Source organism: Micromonospora sp. NPDC049230, assembly GCF_040647875.1.
Taxonomy (GTDB): Bacteria; Actinomycetota; Actinomycetes; order Mycobacteriales; family Micromonosporaceae; genus Micromonospora.
Genome location: NZ_JBEZCZ010000051.1, coordinates 12,844 through 39,817, shown reverse-complemented (window position 1 = coordinate 39,817; position 26,974 = coordinate 12,844). Strand labels below are relative to the sequence as shown.

The 26,974-nt window shown below is 72.2% G+C and carries 25 protein-coding genes; 13 read left to right on the top strand and 12 right to left on the bottom strand.

Annotated elements, in window-relative coordinates; genetic code table 11:
* Nucleotides 1–29 precede the first annotated feature (29 nt).
* A complete protein-coding gene (locus AB0A95_RS30410; RefSeq protein ID WP_357559160.1) occupies nucleotides 30–1,118 on the bottom strand; it encodes a zinc-binding dehydrogenase in 1,089 nt (362 codons plus the stop codon).
* Nucleotides 1,111–2,121, bottom strand: a complete 1,011-nt coding sequence (locus AB0A95_RS30405) for a Gfo/Idh/MocA family oxidoreductase (protein WP_357559159.1) — start codon at nucleotides 2,119–2,121, stop codon at nucleotides 1,111–1,113. Before AB0A95_RS30405 ends, AB0A95_RS30410 begins: the two co-directional genes overlap by 8 nt.
* Before the next feature lie 226 nt (nucleotides 2,122–2,347).
* On the opposite strand from AB0A95_RS30405, the gene AB0A95_RS30400 reads away from it, so the two are divergent.
* From AB0A95_RS30400 to ctaD, 5 genes are all read left to right on the top strand, one after another.
* Nucleotides 2,348–3,331, top strand: a complete 984-nt coding sequence (locus AB0A95_RS30400; protein WP_357559172.1) for a glucosyl-3-phosphoglycerate synthase — start codon at nucleotides 2,348–2,350, stop codon at nucleotides 3,329–3,331.
* Nucleotides 3,328–4,485, top strand: a complete 1,158-nt coding sequence (locus AB0A95_RS30395) for a glycosyltransferase (RefSeq protein ID WP_357559158.1) — start codon at nucleotides 3,328–3,330, stop codon at nucleotides 4,483–4,485. Before AB0A95_RS30400 ends, AB0A95_RS30395 begins: the two co-directional genes overlap by 4 nt.
* A gap of 96 nt (nucleotides 4,486–4,581) precedes the next feature.
* On the top strand, nucleotides 4,582–5,028 hold the full coding sequence (locus AB0A95_RS30390; protein WP_357559171.1) for a DUF4383 domain-containing protein: 447 nt from the start codon (nucleotides 4,582–4,584) through the stop codon (nucleotides 5,026–5,028).
* A gap of 112 nt (nucleotides 5,029–5,140) precedes the next feature.
* The gene (locus AB0A95_RS30385; RefSeq protein ID WP_357559157.1) at nucleotides 5,141–5,869 is read left to right on the top strand and encodes an STAS domain-containing protein; all 729 of its coding nucleotides are present in this window, start codon (nucleotides 5,141–5,143) and stop codon (nucleotides 5,867–5,869) included.
* A gap of 124 nt (nucleotides 5,870–5,993) precedes the next feature.
* Nucleotides 5,994–7,985 carry a cytochrome c oxidase subunit I gene (gene ctaD, locus AB0A95_RS30380; protein ID WP_357559156.1) on the top strand — a complete coding sequence of 664 codons (1,992 nt, stop codon included), beginning with the start codon at nucleotides 5,994–5,996 and terminating at the stop codon, nucleotides 7,983–7,985.
* A 66-nt stretch (nucleotides 7,986–8,051) separates the two neighbouring features.
* Here the strand turns inward: ctaD and AB0A95_RS30375 are convergent, their stop codons facing one another.
* On the bottom strand, nucleotides 8,052–9,194 hold the full coding sequence (locus AB0A95_RS30375) for a SigB/SigF/SigG family RNA polymerase sigma factor (protein ID WP_357559155.1): 1,143 nt from the start codon (nucleotides 9,192–9,194) through the stop codon (nucleotides 8,052–8,054).
* 223 nt (nucleotides 9,195–9,417) lie between these two features.
* Complete coding sequence (locus AB0A95_RS30370; RefSeq protein WP_357559154.1) at nucleotides 9,418–10,860, bottom strand: hypothetical protein; 1,443 nt, start codon at nucleotides 10,858–10,860, stop codon at nucleotides 9,418–9,420.
* A gap of 176 nt (nucleotides 10,861–11,036) precedes the next feature.
* Between AB0A95_RS30370 and AB0A95_RS30365 the strand changes: the two genes are divergently transcribed.
* A complete protein-coding gene (locus AB0A95_RS30365; protein ID WP_357559153.1) occupies nucleotides 11,037–11,267 on the top strand; it encodes a CDGSH iron-sulfur domain-containing protein in 231 nt (76 codons plus the stop codon).
* A gap of 330 nt (nucleotides 11,268–11,597) precedes the next feature.
* Here AB0A95_RS30365 and AB0A95_RS30360 read toward each other — a convergent pair whose 3' ends face one another.
* The 3 genes from AB0A95_RS30360 to AB0A95_RS30350 are packed head-to-tail and all read right to left on the bottom strand — an operon-like array spanning nucleotide 11,598 to nucleotide 15,616.
* Complete coding sequence (locus tag AB0A95_RS30360) at nucleotides 11,598–12,695, bottom strand: iron-containing redox enzyme family protein (RefSeq protein WP_357559152.1); 1,098 nt, start codon at nucleotides 12,693–12,695, stop codon at nucleotides 11,598–11,600.
* 49 nt (nucleotides 12,696–12,744) lie between these two features.
* The gene (locus tag AB0A95_RS30355) at nucleotides 12,745–14,484 is read right to left on the bottom strand and encodes a thiamine pyrophosphate-binding protein (RefSeq protein ID WP_357559151.1); all 1,740 of its coding nucleotides are present in this window, start codon (nucleotides 14,482–14,484) and stop codon (nucleotides 12,745–12,747) included.
* 7 nt (nucleotides 14,485–14,491) lie between these two features.
* The gene (locus AB0A95_RS30350) at nucleotides 14,492–15,616 is read right to left on the bottom strand and encodes a Vms1/Ankzf1 family peptidyl-tRNA hydrolase (protein ID WP_357559150.1); all 1,125 of its coding nucleotides are present in this window, start codon (nucleotides 15,614–15,616) and stop codon (nucleotides 14,492–14,494) included.
* Between the two features lie 142 nt (nucleotides 15,617–15,758).
* Here AB0A95_RS30350 and AB0A95_RS30345 point away from each other — a divergent pair, with 142 nt between their 5' ends.
* Nucleotides 15,759–16,307 (top strand): hypothetical protein, encoded by a 549-nt coding sequence (locus tag AB0A95_RS30345; protein WP_357559149.1) that lies wholly within the window; start codon nucleotides 15,759–15,761, stop codon nucleotides 16,305–16,307.
* A gap of 59 nt (nucleotides 16,308–16,366) precedes the next feature.
* Here the strand turns inward: AB0A95_RS30345 and AB0A95_RS30340 are convergent, their stop codons facing one another.
* A complete protein-coding gene (locus AB0A95_RS30340) occupies nucleotides 16,367–16,705 on the bottom strand; it encodes a DUF3817 domain-containing protein (RefSeq protein WP_357559170.1) in 339 nt (112 codons plus the stop codon).
* 154 nt (nucleotides 16,706–16,859) lie between these two features.
* Here AB0A95_RS30340 and AB0A95_RS30335 point away from each other — a divergent pair, with 154 nt between their 5' ends.
* Complete coding sequence (locus tag AB0A95_RS30335) at nucleotides 16,860–18,338, top strand: glutamate--cysteine ligase (protein WP_357559148.1); 1,479 nt, start codon at nucleotides 16,860–16,862, stop codon at nucleotides 18,336–18,338.
* 30 nt (nucleotides 18,339–18,368) lie between these two features.
* Here AB0A95_RS30335 and AB0A95_RS30330 read toward each other — a convergent pair whose 3' ends face one another.
* Nucleotides 18,369–18,755, bottom strand: a complete 387-nt coding sequence (locus AB0A95_RS30330) for a DUF2267 domain-containing protein (protein WP_357559147.1) — start codon at nucleotides 18,753–18,755, stop codon at nucleotides 18,369–18,371.
* Between the two features lie 384 nt (nucleotides 18,756–19,139).
* Here AB0A95_RS30330 and AB0A95_RS30325 point away from each other — a divergent pair, with 384 nt between their 5' ends.
* Complete coding sequence (locus tag AB0A95_RS30325) at nucleotides 19,140–20,156, top strand: LD-carboxypeptidase (protein ID WP_357559146.1); 1,017 nt, start codon at nucleotides 19,140–19,142, stop codon at nucleotides 20,154–20,156.
* Here AB0A95_RS30325 and AB0A95_RS30320 read toward each other — a convergent pair.
* Nucleotides 20,153–20,728 (bottom strand): GNAT family protein, encoded by a 576-nt coding sequence (locus tag AB0A95_RS30320; RefSeq protein ID WP_357559145.1) that lies wholly within the window; start codon nucleotides 20,726–20,728, stop codon nucleotides 20,153–20,155. The two genes, AB0A95_RS30325 and AB0A95_RS30320, sit on opposite strands and share 4 nt — an antisense overlap.
* On the opposite strand from AB0A95_RS30320, the gene AB0A95_RS30315 reads away from it, so the two are divergent.
* Nucleotides 20,720–20,896 carry a hypothetical protein gene (locus tag AB0A95_RS30315; protein WP_357559144.1) on the top strand — a complete coding sequence of 59 codons (177 nt, stop codon included), beginning with the start codon at nucleotides 20,720–20,722 and terminating at the stop codon, nucleotides 20,894–20,896. The two genes, AB0A95_RS30320 and AB0A95_RS30315, sit on opposite strands and share 9 nt — an antisense overlap.
* Here the strand turns inward: AB0A95_RS30315 and AB0A95_RS30310 are convergent.
* Both AB0A95_RS30310 and AB0A95_RS30305 read right to left on the bottom strand, forming a co-directional pair.
* Nucleotides 20,886–22,058, bottom strand: coding sequence for a zinc-dependent alcohol dehydrogenase (locus AB0A95_RS30310; RefSeq protein WP_357559143.1), 1,173 nt, complete (start codon nucleotides 22,056–22,058; stop codon nucleotides 20,886–20,888). The two genes, AB0A95_RS30315 and AB0A95_RS30310, sit on opposite strands and share 11 nt — an antisense overlap.
* Nucleotides 22,059–22,086: 28 nt before the next feature.
* The gene (locus AB0A95_RS30305; protein WP_357559142.1) at nucleotides 22,087–23,037 is read right to left on the bottom strand and encodes an SRPBCC family protein; all 951 of its coding nucleotides are present in this window, start codon (nucleotides 23,035–23,037) and stop codon (nucleotides 22,087–22,089) included.
* A gap of 236 nt (nucleotides 23,038–23,273) precedes the next feature.
* On the opposite strand from AB0A95_RS30305, the gene AB0A95_RS30300 reads away from it, so the two are divergent.
* The 3 genes from AB0A95_RS30300 to AB0A95_RS30290 all read left to right on the top strand — a co-directional run bounded on the left by AB0A95_RS30300 (nucleotide 23,274) and on the right by AB0A95_RS30290 (nucleotide 26,837).
* On the top strand, nucleotides 23,274–24,290 hold the full coding sequence (locus tag AB0A95_RS30300) for a carboxypeptidase-like regulatory domain-containing protein (protein ID WP_357559141.1): 1,017 nt from the start codon (nucleotides 23,274–23,276) through the stop codon (nucleotides 24,288–24,290).
* 129 nt (nucleotides 24,291–24,419) lie between these two features.
* Entirely contained in the window at nucleotides 24,420–24,782 is a 363-nt protein-coding gene (locus tag AB0A95_RS30295) for an SCP2 sterol-binding domain-containing protein (protein WP_357559140.1), read from the top strand.
* 12 nt (nucleotides 24,783–24,794) lie between these two features.
* Entirely contained in the window at nucleotides 24,795–26,837 is a 2,043-nt protein-coding gene (locus AB0A95_RS30290; protein WP_357559169.1) for a glycogen debranching N-terminal domain-containing protein, read from the top strand.
* Nucleotides 26,838–26,974: the final 137 nt, after the last annotated feature.

Genomic DNA, 26,974 nt, shown 5'->3' with positions numbered 1-26,974 from the left:
TCCCGGCGGGCGCGCTCGGGTGCCGCGGGTCAGGCGGACAGCACCACCTGTTGCTCCTGGCGGCGACGGTCCGCCAGATCGGTGAGCAGGGTGGGCGCCTCGTCGAACGGCACCACCGCCGAGACGACGTGCTTGCGGATCACGTCCCCGTAGGCCCGCAGCAGGTCGACGGTTTCCGCGGAGAGCCGCTCGCGGTCCCAGGTGGGCGCGAGCCCGCGCGGCACCCGGCCGATCTGCGCGCAGCGCAGCGACAGCCCGTTGTGGTGGAACTCCTCACCGAGCCGGACCGCGTCCGCGCCGCCCTGGTAGAAGGCGAGGTCGATGACGGTGCCCTGGGGCCGCAGCAGCCGCAGCGCGAGCTGCAACGCCCACGCCTGCCCCCGGCACTGGAACACCACGTCGGCGCCCCGGTCACCGGCGCTGTGCGCCCAGCGGGTCTTGAGCACGACCGCCGGATCGTCCGCGTCCGGGTCGAGGGTTTCCAGGCCGAGCGCCTCGGCGACGTGGCGGCGCTGCGGGGTGGGGTCGAGCACCACCACCGAGGCAGCGCCGTTGCGCTGGGCGAACAGCGCCGTCAGCAGCGCCACCACGCCCGCGCCGACCACGGCGACCCGTCGGCCGCGGACGCCGTCGCCGAGCGTGCGGACGTCGACGCCGTGCAGGTCGGCGGCGGCGTGCAGCAGACCGTTGGCGCAGATCGGGCCCATGTGCGCCACGTAGACGCCGAGCAGCGGATCCAGGTCGTCGGGCAGCGGCACGAACCGCTCGGCGACCGGGTCGGCCAGCCAGCCGGTGCGGTGCCCGTACGTCATCGCACCGACAGTGCCCACCGCGACGGCCGGGGTCTCGCTCTCCACCACCCGGCCGACCTGCATGTAACCCAGCCGGGTCACCGGGTACGGCGTGCTCGCCGCGCCCGGCTGGAACAGCCCCAGGTCGGCGTTCCAGGTGACGTTGAGGTAGGGGTTGGTGCCCTTGACGTAGCTCAGCTCGGTGCCGGCCGAGACGCCGCTGAACAGTGTCTCGACCCGGAACGTGCCGGGGCGCAGCGGGGCGGCGTCCTGCTCCGCCAGCTCCACCCGGCCCGGACCGGTGACCACCACGACCTTCTCACGCATCGACTGTCACCCCCGCGCTGAGCACCGCCGGCGCGGTGGGGGTGGCGAGCCGTACTGTCGCGCCGGTGCGGGCCGAGTCGGCCACCGCGAGGGCCAGCCGTTGGGTCGCGAGGGCCTCGGCGTACGGGACGCGGACGTCGTCGCCGACGCCGCGTACGGCGTCGACGAAGGCGCGGTCCACCGCCACCCGGGCGGCTTCCGGGTCGGCGGGGATGTGTCGTTCACCGTCGGCGTCGCGGATCGTCAGGCCGTCCTCGGTGAGCGCGAGGGCCAGCCCGTCGGCGAGGATCTCCACGCCGGCGCGGTGCTTCCAGCCGAGCACGCAGGCGGCGCTGAGCGTGCCGACCGCGCCGTCGGCGAAGCGCAGGGCGGCGGTCGTCACCGAGTCGATGTCGGCGCCGTCGACCGGCGGCGGTGTGCCGTTGCCGTACGCGGTGACCTCGGTCACCTCCCCGGCCAGCACCCGGATCAGGTCCAGCACGTGGGCGGCCTGCTCGACCACCGGGCCGCCGGAGCGGTCCCGCCGCGACCACCACGCCACCGGGGGCACCTTGTCCAGCCAGGCGCCGCTGACCATCCGCACCGGACGGTCGGCGAGCAGCTCGCGGGCCTCGTCGAGCACCGTCAGGTAACGCCAGTGGTGGCCGACGGCGGTGCGCAGCCCGCTGCGGGCGACCAGGTCGGCGATCCGTTCGGCGGTGTGCAGGTCGACCGCGACGGGCTTCTCCACGAACATCGGCACCCCGGCGTCGAGCACTGCCTCCTCGGCCGGGCCGTGCGCGAACGGCGGCACGCAGACGTAGACCGCGTCCGGGCCGCTGGCCAGCAGCTCGGCGACGTCGGCGCAGGATCGCGCGCCGTGCTGCGCGGCAAGCGCCGATGCCGCCTCCGGTGTGACGTCGGTGACGGCGACCACCTCCACGTCGTCGAAGGAGGCCAGCACCCGGGCATGGCGTTGTGCCACCCCACCCGCTCCGACCAGACCGACCCGGCATACACGCATCCGACACCCCTTCACCGACGTTTCTTGTGCGATGGGAGCAGTCCCCTGGGGTGCGCGCAATCAAACGTTCATCCTCCGGGAACGCGCAAGCGTCACCCTTGTGATCAAGCTGTTGCCAAGAAAGCGGTTAGAGCGTGCTGGCGAATGGGAACAACCAAATTCGGTTTTTCCACGCACGAACGGAGGGGTGCCCGTGCGGGATCTGACAACGAGCGTGTCACCGGTGGTGGAGGCGTGGGCCACGTACCGGACGACGTCGGCCGGTGACTGGCCGGCACGTCGACTGATGCGGGCCAAGGGATCGACCAGGGTCAGTGTGGTGCTGCCGGCCCGCAACGAGGAGGCCACCGTCGGCGCGATCGTGTCGACAATCCGGGAGCACCTGATGGATCGGGTCGCCCTGGTCGACGAGCTGATCGTGGTGGATTCGCGGTCGACCGACCGCACCGCGCAGGTGGCAAGCGCCGCCGGGGCGGAGGTGGTCTGCCAGGACGAGATGACCCGTGGGCTGCCCCGGCTGACCGGTAAGGGTGACGCGCTCTGGGCCGGCCTGGCCGCCGCCGAGGGTGACGTGGTGGCGTTCATCGATGCCGACCTGCGGGAGTTTCGCCCGCACTTCGTGAGCGGGCTGCTCGGTCCACTGCTGACCGACCCCTCTGTCGATTTCGTGAAGGGCTTCTACCACCGGCCCCTGGTGGGCGCCGCCAGCGTGGAGCAGGACGGCGGCGGCCGGGTGACCGAGCTGATGGCCCGCCCACTGCTCAACCTGTTCTGGCCCGAGCTGGCCGGCTTCGTGCAGCCGCTCGCCGGCGAGTACGCGGGCCGCCGGGACGTGTTGGCCCAGGTGCCGTTCGTCTCCGGGTACGGGGTGGAGACGGCCATGATGATCGATCTACTCGACCTGGTCGGCCTGGATGCGATGGCGCAGGTCGACCTCGGTGAGCGCAAGCACCGCCACCAGGACACGGCGGCCCTCGGCCGGATGTCCGCCCAGATCATGTTGACCGCCTGGTCCCGGTTGCAGCGACGCGGGTGGGCGGCCCCCGGGCTGGCGCCGGAGGCGTTGTTGACCCAGTTCCGTCGGGGCGGTTCCGACACGCTGCCCAACCTCGACCGCGAGATCGTGGTCAGCGACGTGTCCATCGAGGAACGCCCGCCGCTGGCCGAGCTGCGCCACCGGGTGCCCCGCCGTCGGGTGGCCGCCGCGTGAGTCTCACCGTGCTGATGAACGCCGGCCCGTGGTTGTCCGTGCCGCCGCCCGGTTACGGCGGTATCGAGAACGTGATCGCCACGCTGGTGCCGGAGCTGCGGCGACTCGGTGTGCGGGTGGTGCTCGCCTCGGTGGGCAGCAGCACCCTGCCGGTGGACGAACAGGTGTCGGTCTTCGCCGACGGGCAGTTCGCCGCGTTGCAGCGGCCGTACAACCAGGTTTGCGGGATCGCCCAGGCGCACCTGGCCGGGGTGGTTCGTGAGCTGCACGCCCGCGACGACATCGACCTGGTGCACGACCACGTGGAGGCGGTCGGGCTGGCCACTCTCGCCGCGATGGGCCCGGCCGGGCCGCCGACCCTGCACACCCTGCACTGGGACCTGGCCAAGCACCCGGCGCTCTACGGCGGTCTGGACGGCGGCGACCGGGTGCGGGTCAACGGTGTCTCCGCGTCGCAGTTGGCCCGAGCCCCACTGGCGTTGCGAGAACACTCGGTGGGGCACGTGCACCTGTCCACCCCGCTGGCCGTCGACGCCGACCGGCGGCCGATGCCGGCCAAGGGCGAGCACCTGCTGATCCTGGGTCGGATCAACCCGGGCAAGGGGCAGGACGTGGGCGCCCGTCTCGCCCACCGCGTCGGCTTTCCGCTGGTCCTGGCGGGCCCGGTGGGCCCGTATCATCGGCCGGCCGATCTCGCCGCGGCCGGCGACGAGGCCCGGCAGAACCCGGACGTGCGGTTCTTCCTCGACGAGGTGGCGCCGCACGTCGATGGCGACCTGGTCCGCTGGATCGGCACCGTGGCCGGTCAGGAGCGCGACGACCTGCTCGCCAGCGCCCGCGCGTCGCTGTTCCCGCTGCGGTGGGAGGAGCCGGGCGGGACGGCGGTCGTGGAGTCGCTGGCCCTGGGCACACCGGTGGTGGCCACCGCCCGGGGCTGCCTACCGGAGTTGATCGAGCACGGCCGCACCGGCTTGCTCACCACCGACGAGGATGAGCTGGCTGACCTCGTACTCGGAGCCGAGGTGCTCGACCCCGACGAGTGCCGGCGGGTGGCCGCGCAGCGCTTCACCCCCGCGGTGATGGCACGGCGTTACCTGGAGCTGTACGAGCGGGTCCGGCACCTGGCCAGCGAGCCGAGGCTGCTCCCGGCCTGACCGGCGGCCCGGCACGGCGGTTTGGGGGTGGCGGCAGCGGGTAGCCCCGCAGCCTCATGCCCGCCGCGCAGCGAGGAGCCGGTGATGGTCGGACCGATGGCGCACTCCCGGGCGCGCCCCAACCCGGCCGACGGCAAGCCGCCGGTACGCCGTGCGGCGGCCTCGGTGGGGGTGCTGTTCCTGCTGATCGGCGCGCTCGGCTTCGTGCCGGGGATCACCAGCGGCACGGACGCCCTGCGGTTCGCCGGGCACGGCTCGGGGGCGTACCTGTTCGGCGTCTTCCAGGTGTCGGTGCTGCACAACCTGGTGCACCTGGCGTTCGGGGTGGCCGGTCTGGTGCTGTCCCGGACGGTCCGGGGCGCCCGGACGTTCCTGATCGGCGGCGGTGCCATCTACCTGGTGTTGTGGCTCTACGGGCTGGCGGTCGACCACGACACCGGGGCGAACGTCCTCCCGGTCAACGACGCGGACGGCTGGCTGCACCTGGGCCTCGGCCTGGGCATGATCGCGCTGGGTGTCCGCACCGGCCGTCCCCGTCGGTGACCCTGCCGTCGCGGGCCGTGACCTACGTCGCCCCGCCGCCGGCCCCGGTTTGGCGCGGCAGGGGCTCGGGTAGTTGGCAGATCCCGACCCAGTAGCGAATCGAGGGCCCGAGATGTCCAGCCGGATCACCTGCGACGTGCGCTCCACGGCACCGGTGGCGGTCGTCCGGCTCCGCGGCGCACTGGACCTGGGCACCATGCGGTCGGTGCATGAGGCGCTCAACAACGCTCTCGTCGAACAGACCGAGGCGCTGGTGGTCGATCTGACCGAGGTCGACGTCCGGGACCGGCTGGCGCTGTCGGTGTTCGCCGCGACCGCCCGGCGGGCCGAGGAGTGGCCGGCCGTGCCGGTGGTGCTGTGTTCCCCGTCGCCGGTCGCCGCGCGGTGGCTGGCCGAGACGGCCGCCTGCCGGGTGGTTCCGGTGTCTCCGGACTGCGCCGAAGCGACACGGGTGGCCGGTGCGATGGCCACGTTGCGGATGCGGGCCCGGCTGGAGCCGGTGGCCGGGGCCTGCCGGCGTGCCCGGGAGTTGGTCACCGAGGCGTGCGCGCGGTGGAATCTGCCCGACGCGTCCGGCCCGGCCGCGCTGGTGCTCAGCGAACTGGTCGGCAACGTGGTCCGGCACGCCGGCACGCCGATGCAGGTGACGGTGACCCTGCGCCGGCCCTACCTGCACCTGGCGGTGGTGGACGGCAGCCGCGCCCAGGCCCGGCCCGGCGAAACGGACCTGCGCGCCGAGGGTGGGCGGGGTCTGCTGCTGGTACGCGAGCTGACCCAGCGCTGGGGCAGCGTGCCGGCCGGTCAGGGCAAGGCCGTCTGGGCGATGCTGCCGGCGACGTGAGCGTTCGAGGTGCCTGCACCGGTACCGGCGATCTGACCGAAATTACCGCTCTGGCCTGGTTACATGGTGGGAAGGTCGGGTAGGCACGCCCGTCCTTTCTGCCGTCACGACGGGGTGAGCAGCCATGCCCAAGCGGGTAACCACGGAACCCGGTCGCGATCGGGGCCCGGCGATCCTGGCACCGGCCCGCTTCGGGGGGTTCCCCGGAGCGGTACGAGCACCGGTCCCCGGCAGCTCGTTGATCAAGTTTCTCGCGACGACCGACCACAAACAGATCGGCCTGCTGTACCTGCTGACCTCCTTCGCGTTCTTCCTGCTGGCGGGGTTGCAGGCGATGCTGATGCGGGCCGAGCTGGCCCGCCCGGGGTTGCAGTTCCTCTCCTCGGAGCAGTACAACCAGCTCTTCACCTCGCACGGCGCGGTGATGCTGCTGCTGTTCGCCACGCCGGCGGCGTTCGGGTTCGCCAACTTCATCGTGCCGATCCAGATCGGCGCACCGGACGTGTCGTTCCCCCGGCTCAACGCGCTGGCCTACTGGCTCTACCTGTTCGGCGGGCTGATGGTGGTCGCCGGCTTCCTCACCCCGCAGGGGTCGGCCGACTTCGGCTGGACCGCCTACACCCCGCTGAGCAGCGTCGAGAACTCCCCCGGGGTGGGCGCGAACATGTGGGTGCTCGGCCTGGTGCTCTCCGGGCTCGGCACCATCCTGGGCGCGGTCAACCTGATCACCACGATCCTCACCCTGCGCGCGCCCGGCATGACCATGTTCCGGATGCCGATCTTCACCTGGAACATGCTGTTCACCAGCGTGCTGGTGATCCTGGTCTTCCCGCTGCTGGCCGCCGCGCTCCTGGCGCTGTCCGCCGACCGTCTGCTCAACGCGCACGTGTACGACGCGGTCACCGGCGGCCCGATGCTCTGGCAACACCTGTTCTGGTTCTTCGGTCACCCCGAGGTGTACATCATCGCGTTGCCGTTCTTCGGCATCATCACCGAGATCATTCCGGTCTTCTCCCGCAAGCCGCTGTTCGGCTACACCGGGATCGTGCTGGCCACCGTGGCGATCACCGTGCTGTCCATGACGGTCTGGGCGCACCACATGTTCGCCACCGGCCAGGTGCTGCTGCCGTTCTTCAGCATCCTGAGTTACCTGATCGCCGTGCCCACCGGTGTGAAGTTCTTCAACTGGATCGGCACCATGTGGAAGGGGCAGCTCACCTTCGAGACGCCGATGCTGTTCGCCATCGGCTTCCTGGTCACGTTCCTGCTCGGCGGCCTCACCGGGGTGCTGCTGGCCAGCCCGCCGGTCGACTGGCACACCCACGACACCTACTTCGTGGTGGCGCACTTCCACTACGTGGTGTTCGGCACCGTGGTCTTCGCCCTCTTCGGCGGCTACTACTTCTGGTGGCCCAAGATGACCGGGCGGCTGCTCGACGAGCGGCTCGGCAAGGCGCACTTCTGGACCATGTTCATCGGCTTCCACGGCACCTTCCTGGTGCACCACTGGCTGGGCGCCGAGGGCATGCCCCGGCGGTACGCCGACTACCTGCCCAGCGACGGATTCACCACGCTCAACACCGTCTCCAGCATCTTCGCGTTCATCCTCGGCCTGTCCACGTTGTTCTTCATCTACAACGCCTGGAAGTCCTGGCGGTACGGCGCGGTGGTGACGGTGGACGACCCGTGGGGCTTCGGCAACTCCCTCGAATGGGCCACCAGTTGCCCGCCGCCGCTGCGCAACTTCGACCGGATGCCCCGGATCCGCTCCGAGCGCCCCGCCTTCGACCTGAAGTACGGCCCGCTCGTCGCCGACCTGGGCCGGGACCTGCCGCAGCGCACCACCAAGCCGCCGCAGCACTTCGCCGAGGAGTTGCGGATGGAGCACCACACTCCGGAGTCGCCGGCCGCCGAGGGCGCGCACGGCGCCCGGGACGCGACCGACTACCAGCCGGCGCCACGCTCGGGTGCCCGGCCGGTGGATGTGCCGGAGCCCGAGGGCGTCCGCCGGCCGAGCTTCGAGCAGAGCGACGCGCCCAAGGACGCCGAGGACGCGCCGAAGCCGCACGAACGCTGGCGGCACCCGCACAGCGACGGCAACCCCGAAGAGCACTGACCGGGGTACGCGCACAGCAGGGCCGGCACCCATGGTGGGGTGCCGGCCCTTCGCTCGTCCGAGTGGTCAGTCCCGGGCGGGGGCCAGGCCGGCGGCGGTGAGCGAGCGGCGTACCGCGGGCTGGACCCGGGTCAGCCGCAGCGGCACGCCGGTCCGCTCGGCCGCGTCCCGTCCCGCCATCAGCGCGGCGATCCCACCGGCGTCGAACCCACCCGCGCCCACCAGGTCGACGACCACCTCGCTGGGCTGACCGGTGACCGCCTCCAGCATGGCCCGGCGCAACTGGTCCGCGCCGTCGCGGTCGATCTCGCCGCCGACCTCGACCACCACCCGGTCGCCGTTCTGCTTCACCGAGATCCGGGTCTTGCCCGGGTCGGGTTCGGCGGCACCGTTCTGCCAGGGCGGCGGCGCGTCGGCGAGCATCGCCTGACGCAGCCAGGTCAGCGCCCGCGACAGCAGCCGGGACACGTGCATCTGCGAGATGCCGAACCGGGCGGCGATCTCGGCCTGGGTCTGGTTGCCGTAGAAGCGCATCGCCAGGATGCGCCGCTCGCGCCAGGGCAGTCGGTGCAGCAGACCGCTCACCGTGACCCGGTCGTCGACCGACTCCAGGGCATTGTCCGACTCGCCGACCAGGTCACCGAACTCCGCGGAGCTCTCACCGCCCACCGGGGCGTTGAGGGAGGCCGGGCTGTAGCCGGCCGCCGACTCCAGCGCGGCGAGGATCTCCTCCTCCGGGGTCTCCAGGCGGGCCGACAGCTCGGCCACCGACGGCGCCCGGGACAGTTCGCTGGTCAGCGCGGCGGTGGCCTGCCCGACCTCGAGGATCAGGTCCCGCAGCCGGCGGGGTACGTGTACGCCCCAGGTGCGGTCCCGGAAATGCCGTTTGATCTCCCCCACGATGGTGATCGCGGCGTACGCGGTGAACGAGCCCCGCTCCGGGTCATACCGGTCGACGGCGTTGACCAGCCCCAACCGGGCGACCTGTTCCAGGTCCTCCAGCGGCTCCCCGCGACCCCGGTACCGCCGGGCCAGCCGCCCGGCGAACGGCAGCGCGAAGCGCACCAGGTCGTCGCGGGCCTCCCCCCGCCGCTCCGGCGGGAGCCCGGCGATCCGGGCCGCGTACGCCAGTGCCGCCGCGTCGAGATCCTCCAGACCCCGCTCGGTGGGTGGTGGTGTGGTCGTGGTCGTGCTCGTCTGTCCGAACATCCGCGCCTCCCTCAGGAAGGTCCCCCGCCCGGATCGGGAAACCGGTCGTGCGCGTGGTCGAGCCACGCACCGGGCCGGAAAAGTGGGTCAGTGACTGGGATGCCAGCGGGCGACACCGCCTCTACGCGGCGCAATCAGGCCGTCGCAGCCAGCGATGTTCCCGCTCCGTAGGTACTCAATCACGGGACCCCGGGTTCGCGAGGAAGTTTCGGCGTGCTCCGCCTCAGGAGACCAACAACCCCTGGTGGCCGCCGCTGTCCCGGAGCACGGCCAACGCCTCGGCGGCCCCCAGCAGGGGCGGGGCGGGCAGGTCGTACGGCTGGGCACGCAACACCTCGGTGGCCCGGCGGGTGGGCACCGAGGTGACCGGGTAGCCCCGGGCGGAGGTGCGGTCCAACGCCCGACGCCGCCGCCCGAAGCCGGCCACCGCCAGCCACTGCGGCAGCCCCGCCAGGGCCGGTGACCGCATCCCGGGCGGCTCGGGCAGCACGTCCACCGAACTGAACGCCTCGCTGCCGGCCAACCACCACTCGGCCTCGTCGACGCTGCGCCGGGTGGCGTTCTCACACCAGTACGGCACCAGCCCCGCCCGCACCACCTGCCACGGGTCGAGCAGCCGGCCGCACTCCACCACCAACCGGTCACCGGTCTTGCCGGCAGCGCGCAGCCACCGCCGGTACAGGTCGGCCACGCCCGCGCTCAGCGCCGCCGGCCGGGGCACCAGCACCCGGTGCAGCGGGTGCTCGTGCCGTGCGCACCAGTCCCGCACCGCCGGCTCGAAGCCCGGGTCGACGCCGTGTTCGGCGTACCCCGACGGTATGGACACCCCCGGTGGCTCCCAGCGGGCCGCGTCACCGCCGACGGAGCGCAGCACCTGCCGCAGCGCGTGGCTGTCCGGGTGGAAGTCGACCGGGTCCAGCCCGCTGGCCGGGCAGCCGACCTGGAAGCTGTGGCCGGGACCGCCCTCCAGCACCGGCCAGGTACGCGCGTCGCGAACCAGCAGCACCGGGGCACCCGGGACCAGTCGGTCGGCCAGAAACTGCGCGTACGCGGCCGGTAGGGCCGTCCACGCGGCGGCCAGCGACACGGTGGCCCCGGTCAGCGGGCCGCGGCTGGCCGGGCAGTGCACCTGGCGCAGGTGCAGGTCGGCGTTGCCGGCGAGCAGTCGCACGGCGAGCGCCGCACCGTGCTCCAGTGCGTCCGTCGGGCGGTCCACCGCGCCGCCGGACCAGTGCACTGTCATCTCGAAGCCGGCCGGCAACCACGGCACGCCGAGAGCCACCGCGAGGTGTGCCGCCGCGCCGTGCGGTGAGCCGATCAGCACCCCGGGGTAGCGCCGGCGGGGGTACTGGTCGACGAACCAGCGGGCCACCCGGGCGGCGTCCACCTCGTCGGTCTGGGCCACGGTGAGCGCGACCCGACCGGCGACGCGGGTGACCGCGGCGCGGCGTACCGGCTCCGGGGCGTCCGGGAACCGCGACGTCGGCCCGGTGTGCCCGAGGTCGGCGCAGTCCACCCCGCGCAGGGCCCGGGCGGTGGCGGCGACCAGCACCCGGGCGGCGCTGCCCGCGGCCACGACCCGGTCGCCGGCGAGACCGGCGCCATCGGCCGTGAGCCCCTTGTGCACCTTGTGCACCGGCCCCACCTTGCCTCTTTCGCTCACCACGCGGCCCGGCTTCCCGTCCCGATGGGGTTCAAACGGGGCATCACCCACCCGGCAGCACATTCCGCTGGTCGGCGGGGTGCGCCGGTCATCACCGCCGTTCGGCGACGATCGGCCGAGGACGGCGGGAGGGGGTCGACCCCGGTTTCGCCGGCCGCAGGAAGGGCACTTCCGGTGCCATGCGCACCGACGACACCAGCGAACCAGCCGCCACCACGATCACCCCGTACGAGGACGGACCGCTGCTGGTCCGCGGCGACTTCGCGCTTGTCACGCCGGACGGCGAGCACATCGACGCGCGCCGGGGCACCGTGGCGCTGTGCCGGTGCGGCAAGTCGGCGCTCAAGCCGTTCTGCGACGGCACCCACAAGGCGATCAACTTCCAGGCCGGCACCACCCGCGAGGGCTGACCGCCGCGTCGCCCCGTCGCCCCGAGTCGCGCAGCGAGAGCACGCGGACGGGCCGCACCAAGGGCAAGTGCCTCCTTTGCTCTGCACCCGCCCATGCACCAGTTACGGAACGTGCGTGCCCGCCAGTCACTGACCGTGTGTGGCGCGCGGGCGGGTGCAGAGCAAAGGATGGGGACAGCGCCGGGCACACCCACCCGACGACCCGGCGGCAACAGCGAGGGGCCAACGGCCAGCCGCCAACGGTCAGCCGCCGACGGTTTGGCGGCCGACAGCCGGCCCCGCCCGCCTGGGCGTGCTCCGCCGCTTGCCGAGGTGACGGACCCCTCGGACTCAGACGAGCGCGGGCGGGGCCGGCGGGGCCACCGCGGGCAACGCGACAAGCGACACCTTGGGCGGCAGGGCCGGCGGGACGGGTGTCCGCAGCGAGCTGCGGCCGGCGGCCCAGCTGTCCAGCAGGTGAGCGGCGAACAGCCGGTCCACCGCGAGCCCGGCCGCCGCACCGAAGAGCACGTCGGGGGCGAGAGCCGGTTCGGCGCGGACCAGGCCGCCGCACATGTCGTGCGCGGCGATCTGCTCGTGCACCGCGTCGGCCTCGACGTGCTCGTCGTAGAAGCGGGTGGCCACCTCGTCGAGGCCGAGCCGGCGCAGCCCGTTGCCGTAGCGACGGTTGGGCAGCGAGGAGGTCATCTCGAACGCGGCCAGGTGCCCGAGCAGCGCGCCGCGCCACCGCCGGTGCAGCCCGAACAACGACATCAGGTTGTTCGTCGCCAGGGTCACCGCTGGTGCCGCGTCCAGGTGGGCGCCGTAGGAGGTGTCCAGGCCCAGCCGTTGCAGGGTGCGCCGGAACAACTCGGCGTGCATCCGGTCCAGCCGGCCGTTGCCGTACTCGTCGGTCTGGATCTCCACGAGCGCGGCCTTGGCCGGCCCACCGAGGCGCGGCAGGGCCCAGCTGTGCGGGTCCGCCTCGCGTAGGTGGTAGACGGAGCGGTGGGCGACGAACTCGCGGAACTGGCTGAGATCGGCGCGTCGTTGCAGCGTCGCGGCCAGCGGCGGCCCGTCGTCGGCCGCGACCAGTTCCGCCAGGCCGGCCGCCACCCCGGCGGCCGGCACCGACGGTGCGCCGACCAGACGGCGCAGCGCCGCCTCGAAGGGCCGTTCGGCTTCGGCGCGCAGCGCGAGCAGCGTCGGCTGCCACTCCCACGCCTCGTCCACCCCGCGCCAGCCCCGGTAGTGCAGCTCGTAGCAGACGAACAGGGTGAGCTGAAGGTCCTCGTCCGTGATCGGGTCGGCCGGATCGAGGTCGGCGCCGAGACCAGCCGGCAGGTCGTGCGGCGGGCGCCGGAGGGCGTCGAGCACCGCTGCGGAGAGCGGGCCACGCGATCGTGGCAGTGTCGCGGGACCGTAGCGGCGGTCAACCTGCTCGGACATGGGACCTCCAGCGTCGTCGGGCCGCTACTGATGCCCTGGCCCAGGGCAGCTAAACGAGGTCTTCGGCGTTCGCGGTGACCTCCACCTGCTCCCGGACCCTGCGGGCCGGAGCGCCGTCGGCGTACAGGCCACGCAGGTCCGCGAAAGCCGGCTCCGGCGGCGCCAGCGACACCGCCGGGTCGACGACCGCCTCCAGTACGCAGGGACGGTCCGCGGCGAGGGCCTCGTCCCAGGCCGCGCCGACCAACTCCGGGCGGTCCACCCGCACACCGTGCAGCCCGAGCAGGCGGGCCCACCCGGCGTACGGCACGTCGGGGCGGCGGTTGCCCGGGTCGGACGACGGCTCCCGCCCGCCACCGGTGCCGCTCTGGTCCCGGTTGTTGAGCACCAGCACCACCAGCCGAGGGTCACGCCAGCTCTGCCAGTGGTGGGACACGGTGATCAGCTCGGCGAGCCCGTTGAGCTGCATCGCCCCGTCGCCGAGCAGCGCGATCACCGGCTGGTCGGGCGCGGCGAGCTTGGCGGCCACCGCGTACGGCAGCGCGCAGCCCATCGAGCCGAGAGTGCCACAGAGCTGCGCGTTCACCCCGGACGGCAGCACGAGGTGCCGGGCGTACCAGTAGAGGACCGAACCGACGTCGACAGCGACCGCCGCGGTGCCCGGCAGTCGGGCGGACAGTTCCTGGAGTACGAGCTGCGGGTTGACCGGGTCGGCGGGCGCGGCCACCCGCTCGGCGGCGACCTCCCGCCACCGGTCCACCGAGCTTTCCACTGTGGCGCGCCACCGCTGTTCGGGTCGGCCGCGCAGCCGGGTCAGCAACGCCCGCAGCGTCTCGGCGGCGTCGCCGACCAGCGGCACGTCGGCCGGGTAGCGGGTGCCGATCCGCCGGCCGTCGATGTCGATCTGCACGGTGCGGGCCTGCTCCGGCATCGGGAAGTAGCCGGTCCACGGGTCGTTGGTGCCGACCATCAGCAGCGTGTCGCAGCCGCCCATCAGCTCGGCCGCGGCCGCGGTGCCGACCTCGCCGAGCACCCCTGTGTGAAACGGCAACCGCTCGTCGAGCACCGGTTTGCCCAGCAGTGACGTGGCCACCCCGGCACCGAGCCGGTCGGCCACCTCGATGATCTCGGCGGCGGCGTCCCGCCCGCCCTGACCCACCAGGATCGCGACGCGCTGACCGCCAGCGAGCAGTTGCGCGGCGGCGTCGAGGTCCGCCTCGTGCGGCAGCACCCGGGCCAGCGGCTCACCGGGGGTGGCCGAGACCACCCCCGCGACGTACGTCTGCACGTCGGGCACCAGGGTTTCCTGCAACTGCCGGGGCAACACGACACAGGTCGGGCTGCGCGTCGCCGCCGCCGTCCGGAACGCCTGGTCCAGCAGGGCGGCCACGTCCTCGGGGTTGCGCCCGTAGCGGACGAACTGGTTGCACACGTCGCCGAAGAGCCGACTCAACCCGATCTCCTGGTGCGCGGCCCCGAGCGGCCCGGAGATGTCCTCCCCGACGATCGCCACCACCGGTTTGCTGTCCAGCTTGGCGTCGTAGAGGCCGTTGAGCAGCTGCACGGCGCTGGGCCCCTGGGTGGCGAGGCAGACCCCGATGCCGCCGGTGAACTTGGCGTGCCCGGTGGCCATGAACGAGGCGGTCTCCTCGTGCCGGGCCGGCACGAACGCCGGCTCGCCGCCGGAGCGGTCCAACGCCTCGATCAGCGGGGTGATCGCCTCGCCCGGGTAGCCGAAGGCGCGGGGCACCCGCCAGGCCAGGAGTCGTTCCACAACGAGATCTGCCACCCGGCGCTCAGCCATTGCCGCGCCCCGGTGTGCTGGGGTCGACGTAGCGCAGCACCGCGCCCACCCCGTCGGTGAGGTCGGGTGCCTCGTCCGCGCCCAGCACGGTCAGTGCCGCGTCGGTGCCGACGAGCGCGCGGACCAGCGCCGCGTCGGCGCGTACCCGTCGCGGGTCGGCCACCGACATGGCGGCCAGCTGCCCCGGGTCGACGGCGATCTCGGTGGGTTGCGCGCCGATCCACAGCTCACCGTCGGCCGACGGATCGTCCACGATCAGCATGGTGTCCACCTGGTTGCGTTGCAGGGCCGAGACGACAGCGTCGAGGCCGCCGCCCACGTCCTCCTGTACGCCGAACCTGTCCAGCGCGGCGCTGATCCGCTGGTCGGCGATCTCCGCGATGGTCTGCACGGTGAGGTCGTCAAGCATCGTCTGGTCGGCGCCCCCGGCCCGCGACCCGGCATCGGTACGGACCACCAGGTCCTGCCAGCGCTCCGGCATCTGGGCGGCGATCATTCCGGTGGCCCGGACGTCACCGGCGACCACCACCACGTCCGCGCCGACCCGGTCGGCCAGCTCCACCGTCGCGGCGGTGACGTCACCGGCGTTCTGGTGCCAGGCCTCCATGGCCGCCCGCTGGTAGCGCGACTGGGACCAGCCGCCGGGCTTCGTCCGCCGCAGCGGGTACTCGTCCCGGCCGGCGACGTGCGCCCGCCGGGGCACCCCGCCGGCGCTGACCGCCATCGCGTCGGCGCCCAGCCGGTCGGCGACCACACGCACCCACGCCACCTGTTCGCCCCGTTGGGCGAGCAGCGGCATCACGTGCGGCAGTGGCGCGAAACTGGCCAGGTCGCGCAGTGGTGGCGCGGACAGGTACTCGGAGAGCACCACCCGACCGTGGCTGGCGAAGACGGCCAGGCCGTAGTCGCCGACCATCGGGTCGTGTCCACGGATCACCCGGTCCAACGCGGCGATGCTCGCCTCGTCCGCGCCCTGTTCGGTCAGGCGACTCTGTAGGGCACGCCAGCGCAGGTCCAGCGCGGGATGGGCGTCCTCCGTGTCGGCGGAGGCGTCCAGGTACACCGAGCACCACGGCCCGGGACGGTCGTAGAGCGGGCGCAGGAAGGACAGCTGCATGCTCGACCCCTTTCCAGCTCGGCCCCCCGCTTACCCTCCTCGCCCGGGATGTCACCTCGCGGCCGTGAGCCCGTGACCAGGTTTCATTCACGTCGTTCAACTCAGGACGTCGATACCATCTGTGCACACAAGCGGACTCTCGGTGGTGGGAATGGACAGCGGACTCGAAACCCGACGGATCGTGCATCCGACCGAAAGGATCGTCACCGGGCGGCTGATCCGCCTGCTCGACGGCTACACCCGGGAGATACGCGTCGGTCAGCCCGTGCTGGTGGCGGTGCTCGCCGCGGCGGCGATCGCCCGGTTGCCCGCCCTGCTGCTGCGCGCGCTGTTCTCCTTCGGCGGTGGCGGCACCCGCCGGCGGTGGAAGGAGCTGAAGAAGGGGCCGGAATACCTGGTCGTCCCGGTGCGCCTGCGCAACACCGCGGGCCAGCTCTGCGAGGTGGAGTTGCACGGGCACCTGCCGCAGAGCGCCCTGCACCCGGCGGACCAGGTGCAGCTCACCCTGCGCCCGCAACGCGACCCGGAGCTGCCGCCGCGCATCGAGCGGATCGTCAACCTCACCACCGGGCAGTTGCTCACTCCCCGCACCGCGACGCTCTGGTCGCACCTCGGGCCGCCGCTGCTGTTGCAGGCGTTCCTCGGCTTGTTGCTGCTCGCCGGTGTCACGGCCTGCTCCGCACTCACCTGACCGCTCAGGCAGGCGTCCCGGTCAGCCGACCGGGGCGGGCTCCCCCGCCGGTTGGCGGGTCAGCCGACCGGGGCCGGCTCGCGGGCCGGTCGGCGGTCGACGCCGAGCATGCCCCGGCGACGAGCCCAGCGCTCGTAGACCACTGTGGCGAACGGCGGCACGGCACTGACCAGGGCGACCGCCGTGGCCAGCAGGCTCCACCGGTGCAGCCGGGCCACGGCCAGCGTCAGCACGACGTACGCGACGAACAGGCCGCCGTGGATCGGCCCGAAGATCTTGACTCCCAGCTCGTTGCCGGGCGGGCCGTACTTGACCAGCATGCCGACCAGCAGGGCCAGCCAGGAGCAGGCCTCAGCGATCGCCGCCGCGACGAACAGCCGGGTCACCTTCTCGCGCATCCGCACGCCACCACCTCTCGACCGGCATGCTATCGGGCCCCTCTGACTGGGCTATCAGGGTGGTCATCTGGGTAGGAGAGGGCCATTGGGTGTTCCCCCGGCCCGACGAGGACGTGCGAGGTGAGGGGGAACCAGCGGTGACAGGGTGGTGACGATGGGCGAGGACGTCGGCGTACGAACCTTCAGTCGAGAAGATCGGGCCCGCTATCGCGACAAGGTCCGCCGCTGTCTGGATGTCTTCGCCGAGATGCTGCGCGAGTCGCGTTTCGACGTCGACCGGCCGATGACCGGCGTGGAGATCGAGCTGAACCTGGTCGACGAGGCGTCGAACCCGGCGATGCGCAACGCCGACGTGCTGGCGGCCATCGCCGATCCGAGCTTCCAGACCGAGTTGGGCCAGTTCAACGTCGAGATCAACGTGCCGCCGCGCCGACTGACCGGCACCGGCACCGCCGACTTCGAGGAGTACGTGCGGGCCAGCCTGAACGCCGCCGAGGTGAAGGCGCGGGCGATCGGCGCGCACATGGTCATGATCGGGATCCTGCCGACGCTGCGTCCCGAGCACCTGACCGCCGAGACGCTCTCGGCCAACCCCCGCTACAAGCTGCTCAACGAGCAGATCTTCGCGGCGCGCGGTGAGGACCTGCCGATCGCCATCAGCGGGGTGGAACGCCTGGCGGTCACCGCCGACACGATCACCCCGGAGGCGGCCTGCACCAGCACCCAGTTCCATTTGCAGGTCAGCCCGGCCCAGTTCGCCGACTACTGGAACGCCGCCCAGGCGATCGCCGGCATCCAGGTCGCCGTCGGTGCGAACTCGCCGCTGTTCTTCGGCCGGGAGCTGTGGCGCGAGACCCGCATCCCGCTGTTCCAGCAGGCCACCGACACCCGGTCGGAAGAGATCAAGGCCCAGGGGGTACGCCCCAGAGTCTGGTTCGGCGAACGCTGGATCACCAGTGTGTTCGACCTGTTCGAGGAGAACGTGCGCTATTTTCCGGCGCTGTTGCCGGTCTGCGACCCGGAGGACCCGACGCAGACCCTCGCGGCCGGTGAGGTGCCCAACCTCGCCGAGCTGCGCCTGCACAACGGCACCGTCTACCGGTGGAACCGCCCGGTGTACGACGTGTCCCGCGGTCGCCCGCATCTCCGTGTGGAAAACCGGGTGCTGCCCGCCGGCCCGACAGTGCTGGACACCATCGCCAACGGCGCGTTCTACTTCGGACTGGTGCGTGCCCTTGCCGAATCCGACAGGCCACTGTGGTCGCAGATGTCGTTCAGCGCCGCCGAGGAGAACTTCACCAACTGCGCCCGGCACGGCATCGACGCGCAGGTCTTCTGGCCCGGCCTCGGCTATCTGCCCGTCACCGAGCTGGTGCTGCGCCGGCTGCTGCCGATGGCACACCACGGGCTGGACCGGTGGGGGCTCGACCCGGGCGAACGCGACAGGTTGCTCGGCATCATCGAGCAGCGCTGCCTGACCAGCCGCAACGGCGCGACCTGGCAGGTGGAGACGCTGCACCGACTGGAGTCCGCCGACCACCTGGACCGGCCGGCGGCGCTGCGGGAGGTGGTCCGCCACTATGTGGACCTGATGCACAGCAACCGGCCGGTGCACGAGTGGCCGATCCCGTAGGCGCCCCGGCTGGCCCGATCGGCGCGGGGTTCAGCCTCGCGGGGTGGGCACACCGAAGAGGTCGATGATGCCGCCGGGCAGCTGGGCGAGCAGGTCGTTACGCTCGTCGTCGTCGAGCGCCTCGGCGACGGTACGCAACACCGCCTGGGCGTGTTGACGCACGTGGTCGGCGTTCGCGACCTGTTCGCGGTCCCCGACGTTCTTCAGGAACTCGCCGACGTCCCACCGGCGGCCCTGCGGATTGCGGGTGACGGACCCGTTCAGCCGTTCCGGTAGCTGTGCCGCCAGGTGGTCGGCCTCCTGTCCGGCGAGCCGTTCGCCGAGCACCGACAGGACGGCCTGGACGGACCGCACGGCCTCGTTCTCACCGAGGCCCGCTCGCTGTCGTACCGTGGCGATCATCTGCTCGTACTCCATGCTCGGCTCCTTCGGTTTCCTCGACCCGCCGTGCGGCCGGTCTGCGGACGAACGGGGCGAGTTCCCAGGCTCCCCGGCCACAAACGGGGTCACGGGCCGATCCGGACTTCCCGCCATCGGCGGGCGGGGCCGCACGAAACCTGCCAGTCACGGCACTCGGGTCGCCAGTGCCCCCGGGGTCGGGCCGTGCCGTGCGGGAAGCCCGCCGGGCACCGCGCGTCCGTCGGGTGCGGACCATCCCTTGTGGACCCCGCCTGGCGTCGATGACTGTCGTAGGCTGTGGCGGCTCGCACATCGTCAGACGAGGGGATGCCGATGGCCACGTCAGCAACAGACCCAGCTTCGCCCCGGGGGCCCGCGCTGGCGCCCCTGTCCCGTCGACACATGCTGCGGATGGGAGCGGCGGCGGCCGGTGGCGCGGTGCTCGTTGGCGGGTTGGAGACCGGGGCCGCGCAGGCCGCACCGGGTGCGAAGCGCGTGCTGCGGGCACCGGCGCTGGCGCCCGGCGATCGGGTCCGGGTCGTGTCGCCCGGCAGCACCCCCGACCCCACGAACATGGCCCGTGGCATCGAGATCCTGCGGAGCTGGGGCCTGGAGGTCGAGCTGGGCACGCACGTCTTCGCCACGTACGGCTATCTGGCCGGCACCGACGCGCAGCGGCTGGCCGACCTCAACGCCGCCCTCAACGATCCAGGGATCCGTGCGGTCTTCGCCGCCCGTGGCGGTTACGGCACCCAGCGGATCGTCGATGGCATCGACGTGTCCGGTGTTCGCCGGGATCCCCGGGTGGTCGTCGGTTTCAGCGACATCACCAGCATCCACGGCAAGCTCTGGCGCGAGGCGGGCCTGGTCACCTTCTACGGTCCGATGGTCAACTGGAGCGACGACCGCACCGGCCCTGATTCGGCCGAGGCGCTGCGCCGGGCGGTGATGACCACCGCACCCGTGACGATCACCCGGGACCCGGCCGAGACGGCGGCACCGGTGCTGGTGCCGGGGCGCGCATCTGGCCCGCTGCTCGGCGGCTGCCTCACCCTGCTCTCCACCTCCCTGGGTGCGGGTGACATCCCGAAGTTCGACGACGCCATCCTGTTCTTCGAGGACGTCGACGAAGCTCCGTACAGCATCGACATGATGCTGACCGAGCTGCGCCGGGTGGGCGTGTTGTCCAGGGTCGCCGGGGTGGCCATCGGCCAGATCACCAACAGCGTCGGCGAACCCGGCGAGTGGGATGCGGCGGCGGTGCTGAAGGACCGCCTGTCCGACCTTGGCGTGCCGGTCCTGGGCGGGCTACGGCTGGGGCATGGCAACGGGCAGCTCACCGTTCCGCTGGGTGCGCGGGCCACGATCGACGCCGAGGCGGGGACCCTGACGGTGCAGCCGGGAGTTCGCCCGCGCTAGCCTCCCGTGGCCGCGTCCCACGGGAGCGGGTCGTCGCGCAGCCGGCTGTAGAGGTATGCGTCGCGCCACTGGCCGGCCCGAAACTCACTGGCCCGCACGACGCCCTCCAACTGGAAGCCGGCCTTCTCCAGCGCCCGCTGCTCGGCGATGTTCTCCGGGTGGGTGCCGGCCTGGATGCGCTGCGCCGGCGTGTGCTGGAACAGGTAGTCGCAGAGCAACGCCTGCGCCCGCCAGCCGATCCCCCGCCCGCGCCAGGGCGGCAGGAGAAAGATGCCGATCTCCCAGTACGACGCCCGCCCGGCGTAACGCCCAGAGATGTAGCTGACGAGGCCTGCGGCTGCCCGCTCCTGCTCGACCTCGACGATGAGCCGCCCGTCGTCCTCGCCGAGGTAGCCGTCGACGGCGAACCGCCGAGCCGGCGCCCCAGCGTCGCGGAAGCCGGCCCAGTCCAACCCGATCAGGCCGGGCTCGGTGCAGAGCCGCCGAAACATCGCCAGGTCGGGCTCGGCAACCGGTCGCAGCCGAACGGTGAGATCGGCCGTCACCGGCACCGAGGTTCCACCGTGATCCATGCCGACACGCTAGCCGCCGACCCCAAACACGGCGCGATCCGGCTTGATCATCACGAGTTCATTGACATCGGGATGTTCCCGTCGACTGGATGCCCCGACATCAAGAAAACCGAGTTGATCACCGCGGTCGTCCCGGCAGCTGGCAGCGTGGCGTCGGTCAGACTGTGAGCAGCACCTTCGTACAGTCGTCCTGCTTCTTCTGGAAGATCTTGTAGCCCTTGGGGGCGTCGCGCAGCGGCATCCGGTGGCTGACGATGAAACTCGGGTCGATCTCGCCGCGCTGGATGCGTTCCAGCAGCGGCCGGGTGTAGCGCTGGACGTGGCACTGACCGGTCCGCATGACCAGTGAGCGGTTCATGAACGCGCCCATCGGGAACTTGTCGACGAAGCCGCCGTACGCGCCGACGACCGAGACCACCCCGCCCGAGCGGCAGGCGAGGATCGCCTGGCGCAGGGCGAACGGCCGTTCCGTCTCGACCCGGGCGACCTGCTTCGCCCGGTCGTAGGCGTACATGGCGGCGTTGCCGTGGTGGCCTTCCAGACCGACCGCGTCGACGCACGCGTCGGGCCCCCGGCCGGCGGTCATCTCGTTCAGGGTGTCCAGCACGTCCGCCTGCTCGTAGTTGATCGTCTCGGCGCCGATGTGCTCCTCGGCCAGCCGCAACCGGTACGCGAACCGGTCGATGACGATCACCCGCTCCGCGCCGAGCAGCCGTGCGCTGGCGGCGGCGAACAGCCCCACCGGGCCGGCGCCCCAGACCGCGATCACCTGGCCGGGTTTGATGTCGCACATCTCGGCGCCCATGTAGCCGGTCGGGAACACGTCGGCGAGCATGACCGCCTGGTCGTCGCGGACCTCGTCGGGCACCTTGAGCGGGCCGATGTCGGCGAACGGCACCCGGGCGTACTCGGCCTGACCGCCGGCGTAGCCGCCGAGCAGGTGGGAGTAGCCGAAGATGCCGCCCGGCGAGTGGCCCATGATCTTCTCGGCGATGCCGGCGTTCGGGTTGGAGTTCTCGCAGACCGAGTAGAGGCCGCGTTGGCAGGACGAGCAGTGCCCGCAGGCGATCGGGAAGGGCACCACCACCCGGTCGCCGGGTTTGAGGTTGCGCACCTGTGGGCCCACCTCGACCACCTCGCCCATGAACTCGTGGCCGAGGATGTCGCCTCTGCGCATCGCGGGGATGTAGCCGTGGTAGAGGTGCAGGTCCGAGCCGCAGATCGCGGTGGTGCTGATCCGGACGATCGCGTCCCGGGCGTTCATGATCTTGGGGTCGGGCACGTCGATCACCTTGACGCTGTCGGTGCCCATCCAGGCGGTGGCCTTCATTGTCGGTCCCTTTCGGATGCGTGGGCGGTCAGCGGCGCGGCGTCGGCAGCGGCTGGGCGGGACGCTGCATGGCCTGCTGGCGTACGGAGATGCCGTTGGGGCTGCCCTCGGAGCGGACCACCTCGCCGGTCTCCAGCACCTGCTTGAAGCGGCGCAGGTCGTCACGGACCTGCTGCTCGGGCTCCTCGCCGAAGAGCTTCGCCACCACCCGCCCGAGCGCGCCGGCCGGCGGGGCGTACCGCAGCTCGACCCGGACCTCGGTGCCCCGGTCACCGGGTGCGGGCACGAACCGGACCCGCCCGGCGTTGGGCACCCGGGTGCCCGGCAGCGATCGCCAGGTGATCGACTTGTTCGGCTGGTCGTCGATGATCTCGGCGTCCCACTCGACGCGGTGACCGGCCGGGCCACGGGCGATCCAGTGCGAGCGGCGCAGGTCGTCGGCGCGTACGGACTCCAGGTGTGCCATGAACCGGGGCAGGTTCTCCATGTCCCGCCAGAACCGGTACGCCTCGGCGGGTGAGCGGTTGACGGTCACGGCGATCTCCATCCGGATCATCCGGGCCCGGGCTCGTTGGGCCCGCCCGATCCGTACGGCGCAGAGCACGTCGACGGCGGTGATGCCGGCGACCGCGAGGGTGCTCAGCGCGACCCGGCGGCGGCGTTCACCGTCGCGGTCGGCGAGGGCCCGCCCGAGCAGGGTCAGGTCCATGGCGTCGCCGGCCACCCGGCTCCAGGCCCAGCCGGCGGGGCGGCGCCCACTGAGCAGGCCGCCGGCGCTGCCCAACTCCCGGAGGCCGACGGCCGGCAGCACGGCCCGCGCGGACGGGGAGTCGTCCACCCCGGTCAGTCGCGCCACGGGTCCGGGCGCGACCAGGGCGCCCACGCCCAGCGCCAGGCTCAGCAGGCCCAGGGTGCTCGGCAGCGTCGCCGGCACCGGCCCGTCCAACTCGGGCAGGAGCACGGTGTCGATCCGGGTCATGCCTGGTCCCTTCCGGTGGAGGTGACAGCCGGCGGAGCGGCAGTGGTGGTGGTTCCGCACCCGTGACGGTATGTGGTGGACGTGCGGTATGCGCCCGGTTCGGGGCAGAACGTCCGATGCGGCAATGGGGGCATGAACGCCTACGGCACCGGTCAACATCGCGACATTGTCCGATTTGGATCACCCGAGACCGTTACCTTCGGCCCAACCCGCCGCGCCGCCGGAAGGACACCGCCATGAGCCAGGCCCTCCTGCGCCACCTGACCGCCAGCGTCACCGTCGCACTGCTCGTCGTGCCGGCCGCCGCGCCGGCTGCCGCGCGTACCCCCGGGTCGGCGACGCCCGCGCCCGGCGTCGTCCGCACCGTCGTGCGGGACGCGACGACCGGCGCACCGGTGCCCCGGGCCTGCGCCGCGCTCGTCCCGGTGGAGGCCGCGGCCCTGGCGGCGGTGACCCTCGGCGAGGACCAGCTCGGCCGGTACGCGGGCTGCGCCGACGAGCAGGGCGTCCTGGTGGCCTCCGACGTCGTCCCCGGGACGTACCGGCTGCTGGTGCGCCCGTACGACACGACGGCGCACGGCTGGCAGTGGGTCGGCCGGCACGGCGGCACCGGTGACCGCGAGCGGGCCCACCAGGTGCGCGTGCGGGCCGGCGTGGTGACCAGCCTGCCGGACGTCCGGCTCGACCCGCCCGGCACCGTCGTGGGGGTGGTGACCGACGCCGCGACTGGCGCACCGGTCCCCCGCGCCCGGGTGATGGTGGTGCCCTACGTGCCGGATCCGAAGTACGGCGACCACGGCCCGACCACCGACGAGGACGGCCGCTACACGATCGCCGGTCTCGGCCCGTACGACTGGCCGGTGCAGTTCGCCGCGGCCGGGCTGGCGACCGTGTGGTCCGGTGGGGTGGGCAGTCGGCAGCAGGCGCGGCCGGTGCGGGTCCGCGCCCAGCAGACGGCGACCCTGAATCAGGCGCTGCCCGCCGGGACGCCGCTCAGTGGGAGCGTGCGGGTCGACGAGCTGCTCACCTACGCCCAGGTGATCGCGTTCGACGCGGCCACCGGGGACCTGGCCGGCGTGGCGGACGTGGGCACCGGCTACACCCTGCGCCTGCTCCCCGGGCAGCGGGTGCGGCTGCGCTGCGACTGCGCGTACGCCCCGCCGTCGTGGCACCGGGACGCGGCCGACTTCGACACCGCGACCCCCGTCCGGGTCCGACGCGCGCCGGTCGTGGTGGACTTCGACCTCCGGTAGCGGCGTGATGACGCGACCACCTGGAGCCGCCTTCGCGCACAAAACCCCGAAGAAGGAGTCCGCCCGGAGTTAACACCGAGCCGCACCGGGTAGCCGGCAGGCGTTTCTACCAGCGCCCGGGGAGGTGGGATGACGGCGACCAGCGCGTTCTTCGAGCGGCTGACGGTCGCCGGCCAGGATCCGCGGTTCGACAAGGTGTGCGGCAGCGTGCGGTTCGACATCCGCGACGGTGCCCAGCTGGAGCAGTGGCTCCTGGTAATCGATCATGGCCGGATGCGGGTGACCCGGAGCGCCGACCCCGCCACCACGGTCATCATGGTGTCCGCGCAGGTCGCGGAGGCGATGGCGCGCGGTGAGGTGAACGGCCTGGCGGCGATCACCCGGGGCGAGATCATGGTCGACGGGGACCTTGGCCTGGCCCTGCGCATCGGGCGGCTGTTCCCGCGGGCGCCCGGGCCGCTACAGAGCGGCGACCGGGCCAGTGGGACGTGACAGGTGAGGGACATCCCGGGCACCGTCTCGTGTATCGACGGGAACACCTTCATGGTGTCCGACGCCAGCGGCGACGTGGAGTCGTCCCCCGCCACGCCGGTCGGGCTGTTCGCCGCCGACACCCGCTTCCTGTCCCGTTGGATGCTGTTCGTCAACGGCGAGTGCATGACCGCGCTGTCGGTGGACGACAGCCAGTACTACGAGGTCACGTTCTTCGTGGTGCCGGGCGCGGCGGTGGACTACGTGCAGGCCGACGTGTCGGCCATCCGGCGCAGGCGCATCGGTCCGGACCTCACCGAATCGCTGACGATCTTCAACTACGGCGAACGGGACATGGACCTCGACATCCGGTTGGAGGTGGCCGCCGACTTCGCCGACATCTTCGAGATCAAGTTCGACATCGGTGACAAGACCGGCACCCATTACACCCACGTGAGCCCGGACGAGTTGCGCATGGGCTACCGGCGCGGCACCTACCGACGTGAGGTCGTCGTGTCGGCGAGTGAGCCCGCCGAGTTCGACCCGGACGGCCTGCGGTTCACGATCCACCTGGCCCCCGGTGAACAGTGGTCGACGCGGTTGCAGGTCGCCATGTTGGCGCTGCGTCCGGACGGCGTCGACCTGCGCTCGGCGCTGCGGGCCCTGCGGCCCGACGACTCCACACTGCCCACCAGCCTGCGGGCCTGGGTCGCGGCGGCACCGACCCTGGACACCGAGAGCGCCGCGCTCCAACAGGTGTACCACCGCAGCCTGGTGGACCTGGCGGCGTTGCGCTTCGCCCCGCTCTCGCTCAGCGGCGCGGCCGTACCCGCCGCCGGGTTGCCCTGGTTCATGACCCTGTTCGGCCGCGACAGCCTGCTGACCTGCCTACAGACCCTGCCCGTCACCCCGTCGTTGACCCCGCCGACGCTACGGATCCTCGCCTCGTTGCAGGGTGCCCGCACCGACGACGTGCTGGAGGAGGACCCCGGCCGGATCCTGCACGAGCTGCGCTACGGGGAGTCGGCCGCGTTCGAGGAACAGCCGCACTCCCCCTACTACGGCACCGTGGACGCCTCACCGCTGTTCGTGGTGCTGCTCGACGAGTACGAACGGTGGAGCGGCGACACCGCGCTGGTCATGGAGTTGGAGCAGGAGGCCCGCGCCGCCCTGGCGTGGATCGACAGGTACGCGGACCTGACGTCCACCGGCTACATCTGGTACGAGCGACGCAACCACGCCACCGGCCTGGAGAACCAGTGCTGGAAGGACTCCTGGGACAGCATCTCCTACGCCGACGGAAGGCTGCCGGGCTTCCCGAGGGCCACCTGCGAAACCCAGGGGTACGCCTACGACGCCAAGATCCGCGGGGCCCGGCTGGCCCGTACCGTCTGGGGTGACCCGGATTTCGCCGACCGGCTGGAGCGGGAGGCGGCGGCGCTGTACGACAGGTTCAACCGGGACTTCTGGCTGGCCGACCGCGGCTACTACGCCCTGGCGCTCGACCACGACGGCACCCCCGTCGACAGCCTGTCGTCCAACATCGGGCACCTGCTGTGGAGCGGCATCGTGCCGCCGGAGCGGGCCTCGCAGGTCGTCGACCACCTGATGGGTCGGGCGCTGTTCTCCGGTTGGGGTGTGCGGACCCTCGCCGAGGGCCAGAGCCGCTACAACCCCCTCGGCTACCACAACGGCACGGTCTGGCCGTTCGACAACTCGTTCATCGCCTGGGGCCTGCGCCGTTACGGGTTCGCCAGCGAGGCGGCCCGCATCGCCGAGAGCATCCTGTCCGCCGCGACCTACTTCCAGGGCCGCCTCCCCGAGGCGTTCGGCGGGTTCGACCGCAACACCACCCGCTACCCGGTCCGGTATCCCACCGCCGGCAGCCCGCAGGCGTGGTCCAGCGGCGCGTCGATGCTGCTGATCCGTACCATGCTGGGCCTCAACCCGCACGAGGACCACCTGGCCGTGGATCCCGCGCTGCCATCCATCTTCGGACGGGTCGCGCTGCTGGACGTCCCCGGCCGCTGGGGCAAGGCCGACGCCTTCGCCCGGCACCGCCCCGACCAACGTTGATGATCGAAGCAATTTTTATCTGCAAAAACTGTAATCACCCCATCGCCGGGGACACGCACCCCCGCACTTAACGAAGTCTTAAGGTTGCACTGCCGAAAAACTGTTATCCGGCACGGACATGACGGTGACCAGGAAAC

Excerpts from the sequence above, each read along its gene's own strand:
- AB0A95_RS30410 (WP_357559160.1), bottom strand. The coding sequence starts at position 1,118 with ATGCGTGAGAAGGTCGTGGTGGTCACCGGTCCGGGCCGGGTGGAGCTG.
- AB0A95_RS30405 (WP_357559159.1), bottom strand. The coding sequence starts at position 2,121 with ATGCGTGTATGCCGGGTCGGTCTGGTCGGAGCGGGTGGGGTGGCACAA.
- AB0A95_RS30390 (WP_357559171.1), top strand. The coding sequence starts at position 4,582 with ATGGCGCACTCCCGGGCGCGCCCCAACCCGGCCGACGGCAAGCCGCCG.
- AB0A95_RS30385 (WP_357559157.1), top strand. The coding sequence starts at position 5,141 with ATGTCCAGCCGGATCACCTGCGACGTGCGCTCCACGGCACCGGTGGCG.
- ctaD (WP_357559156.1), top strand. The coding sequence starts at position 5,994 with ATGCCCAAGCGGGTAACCACGGAACCCGGTCGCGATCGGGGCCCGGCG.
- AB0A95_RS30375 (WP_357559155.1), bottom strand. The coding sequence starts at position 9,194 with ATGTTCGGACAGACGAGCACGACCACGACCACACCACCACCCACCGAG.
- AB0A95_RS30365 (WP_357559153.1), top strand. The coding sequence starts at position 11,037 with ATGCGCACCGACGACACCAGCGAACCAGCCGCCACCACGATCACCCCG.
- AB0A95_RS30360 (WP_357559152.1), bottom strand. The coding sequence starts at position 12,695 with ATGTCCGAGCAGGTTGACCGCCGCTACGGTCCCGCGACACTGCCACGA.
- AB0A95_RS30350 (WP_357559150.1), bottom strand. The coding sequence starts at position 15,616 with ATGCAGCTGTCCTTCCTGCGCCCGCTCTACGACCGTCCCGGGCCGTGG.
- AB0A95_RS30340 (WP_357559170.1), bottom strand. The coding sequence starts at position 16,705 with ATGCGCGAGAAGGTGACCCGGCTGTTCGTCGCGGCGGCGATCGCTGAG.
- AB0A95_RS30335 (WP_357559148.1), top strand. The coding sequence starts at position 16,860 with ATGGGCGAGGACGTCGGCGTACGAACCTTCAGTCGAGAAGATCGGGCC.
- AB0A95_RS30330 (WP_357559147.1), bottom strand. The coding sequence starts at position 18,755 with ATGGAGTACGAGCAGATGATCGCCACGGTACGACAGCGAGCGGGCCTC.
- AB0A95_RS30325 (WP_357559146.1), top strand. The coding sequence starts at position 19,140 with ATGCTGCGGATGGGAGCGGCGGCGGCCGGTGGCGCGGTGCTCGTTGGC.
- AB0A95_RS30320 (WP_357559145.1), bottom strand. The coding sequence starts at position 20,728 with ATGGATCACGGTGGAACCTCGGTGCCGGTGACGGCCGATCTCACCGTT.
- AB0A95_RS30310 (WP_357559143.1), bottom strand. The coding sequence starts at position 22,058 with ATGAAGGCCACCGCCTGGATGGGCACCGACAGCGTCAAGGTGATCGAC.
- AB0A95_RS30305 (WP_357559142.1), bottom strand. The coding sequence starts at position 23,037 with ATGACCCGGATCGACACCGTGCTCCTGCCCGAGTTGGACGGGCCGGTG.
- AB0A95_RS30300 (WP_357559141.1), top strand. The coding sequence starts at position 23,274 with ATGAGCCAGGCCCTCCTGCGCCACCTGACCGCCAGCGTCACCGTCGCA.
- AB0A95_RS30295 (WP_357559140.1), top strand. The coding sequence starts at position 24,420 with ATGACGGCGACCAGCGCGTTCTTCGAGCGGCTGACGGTCGCCGGCCAG.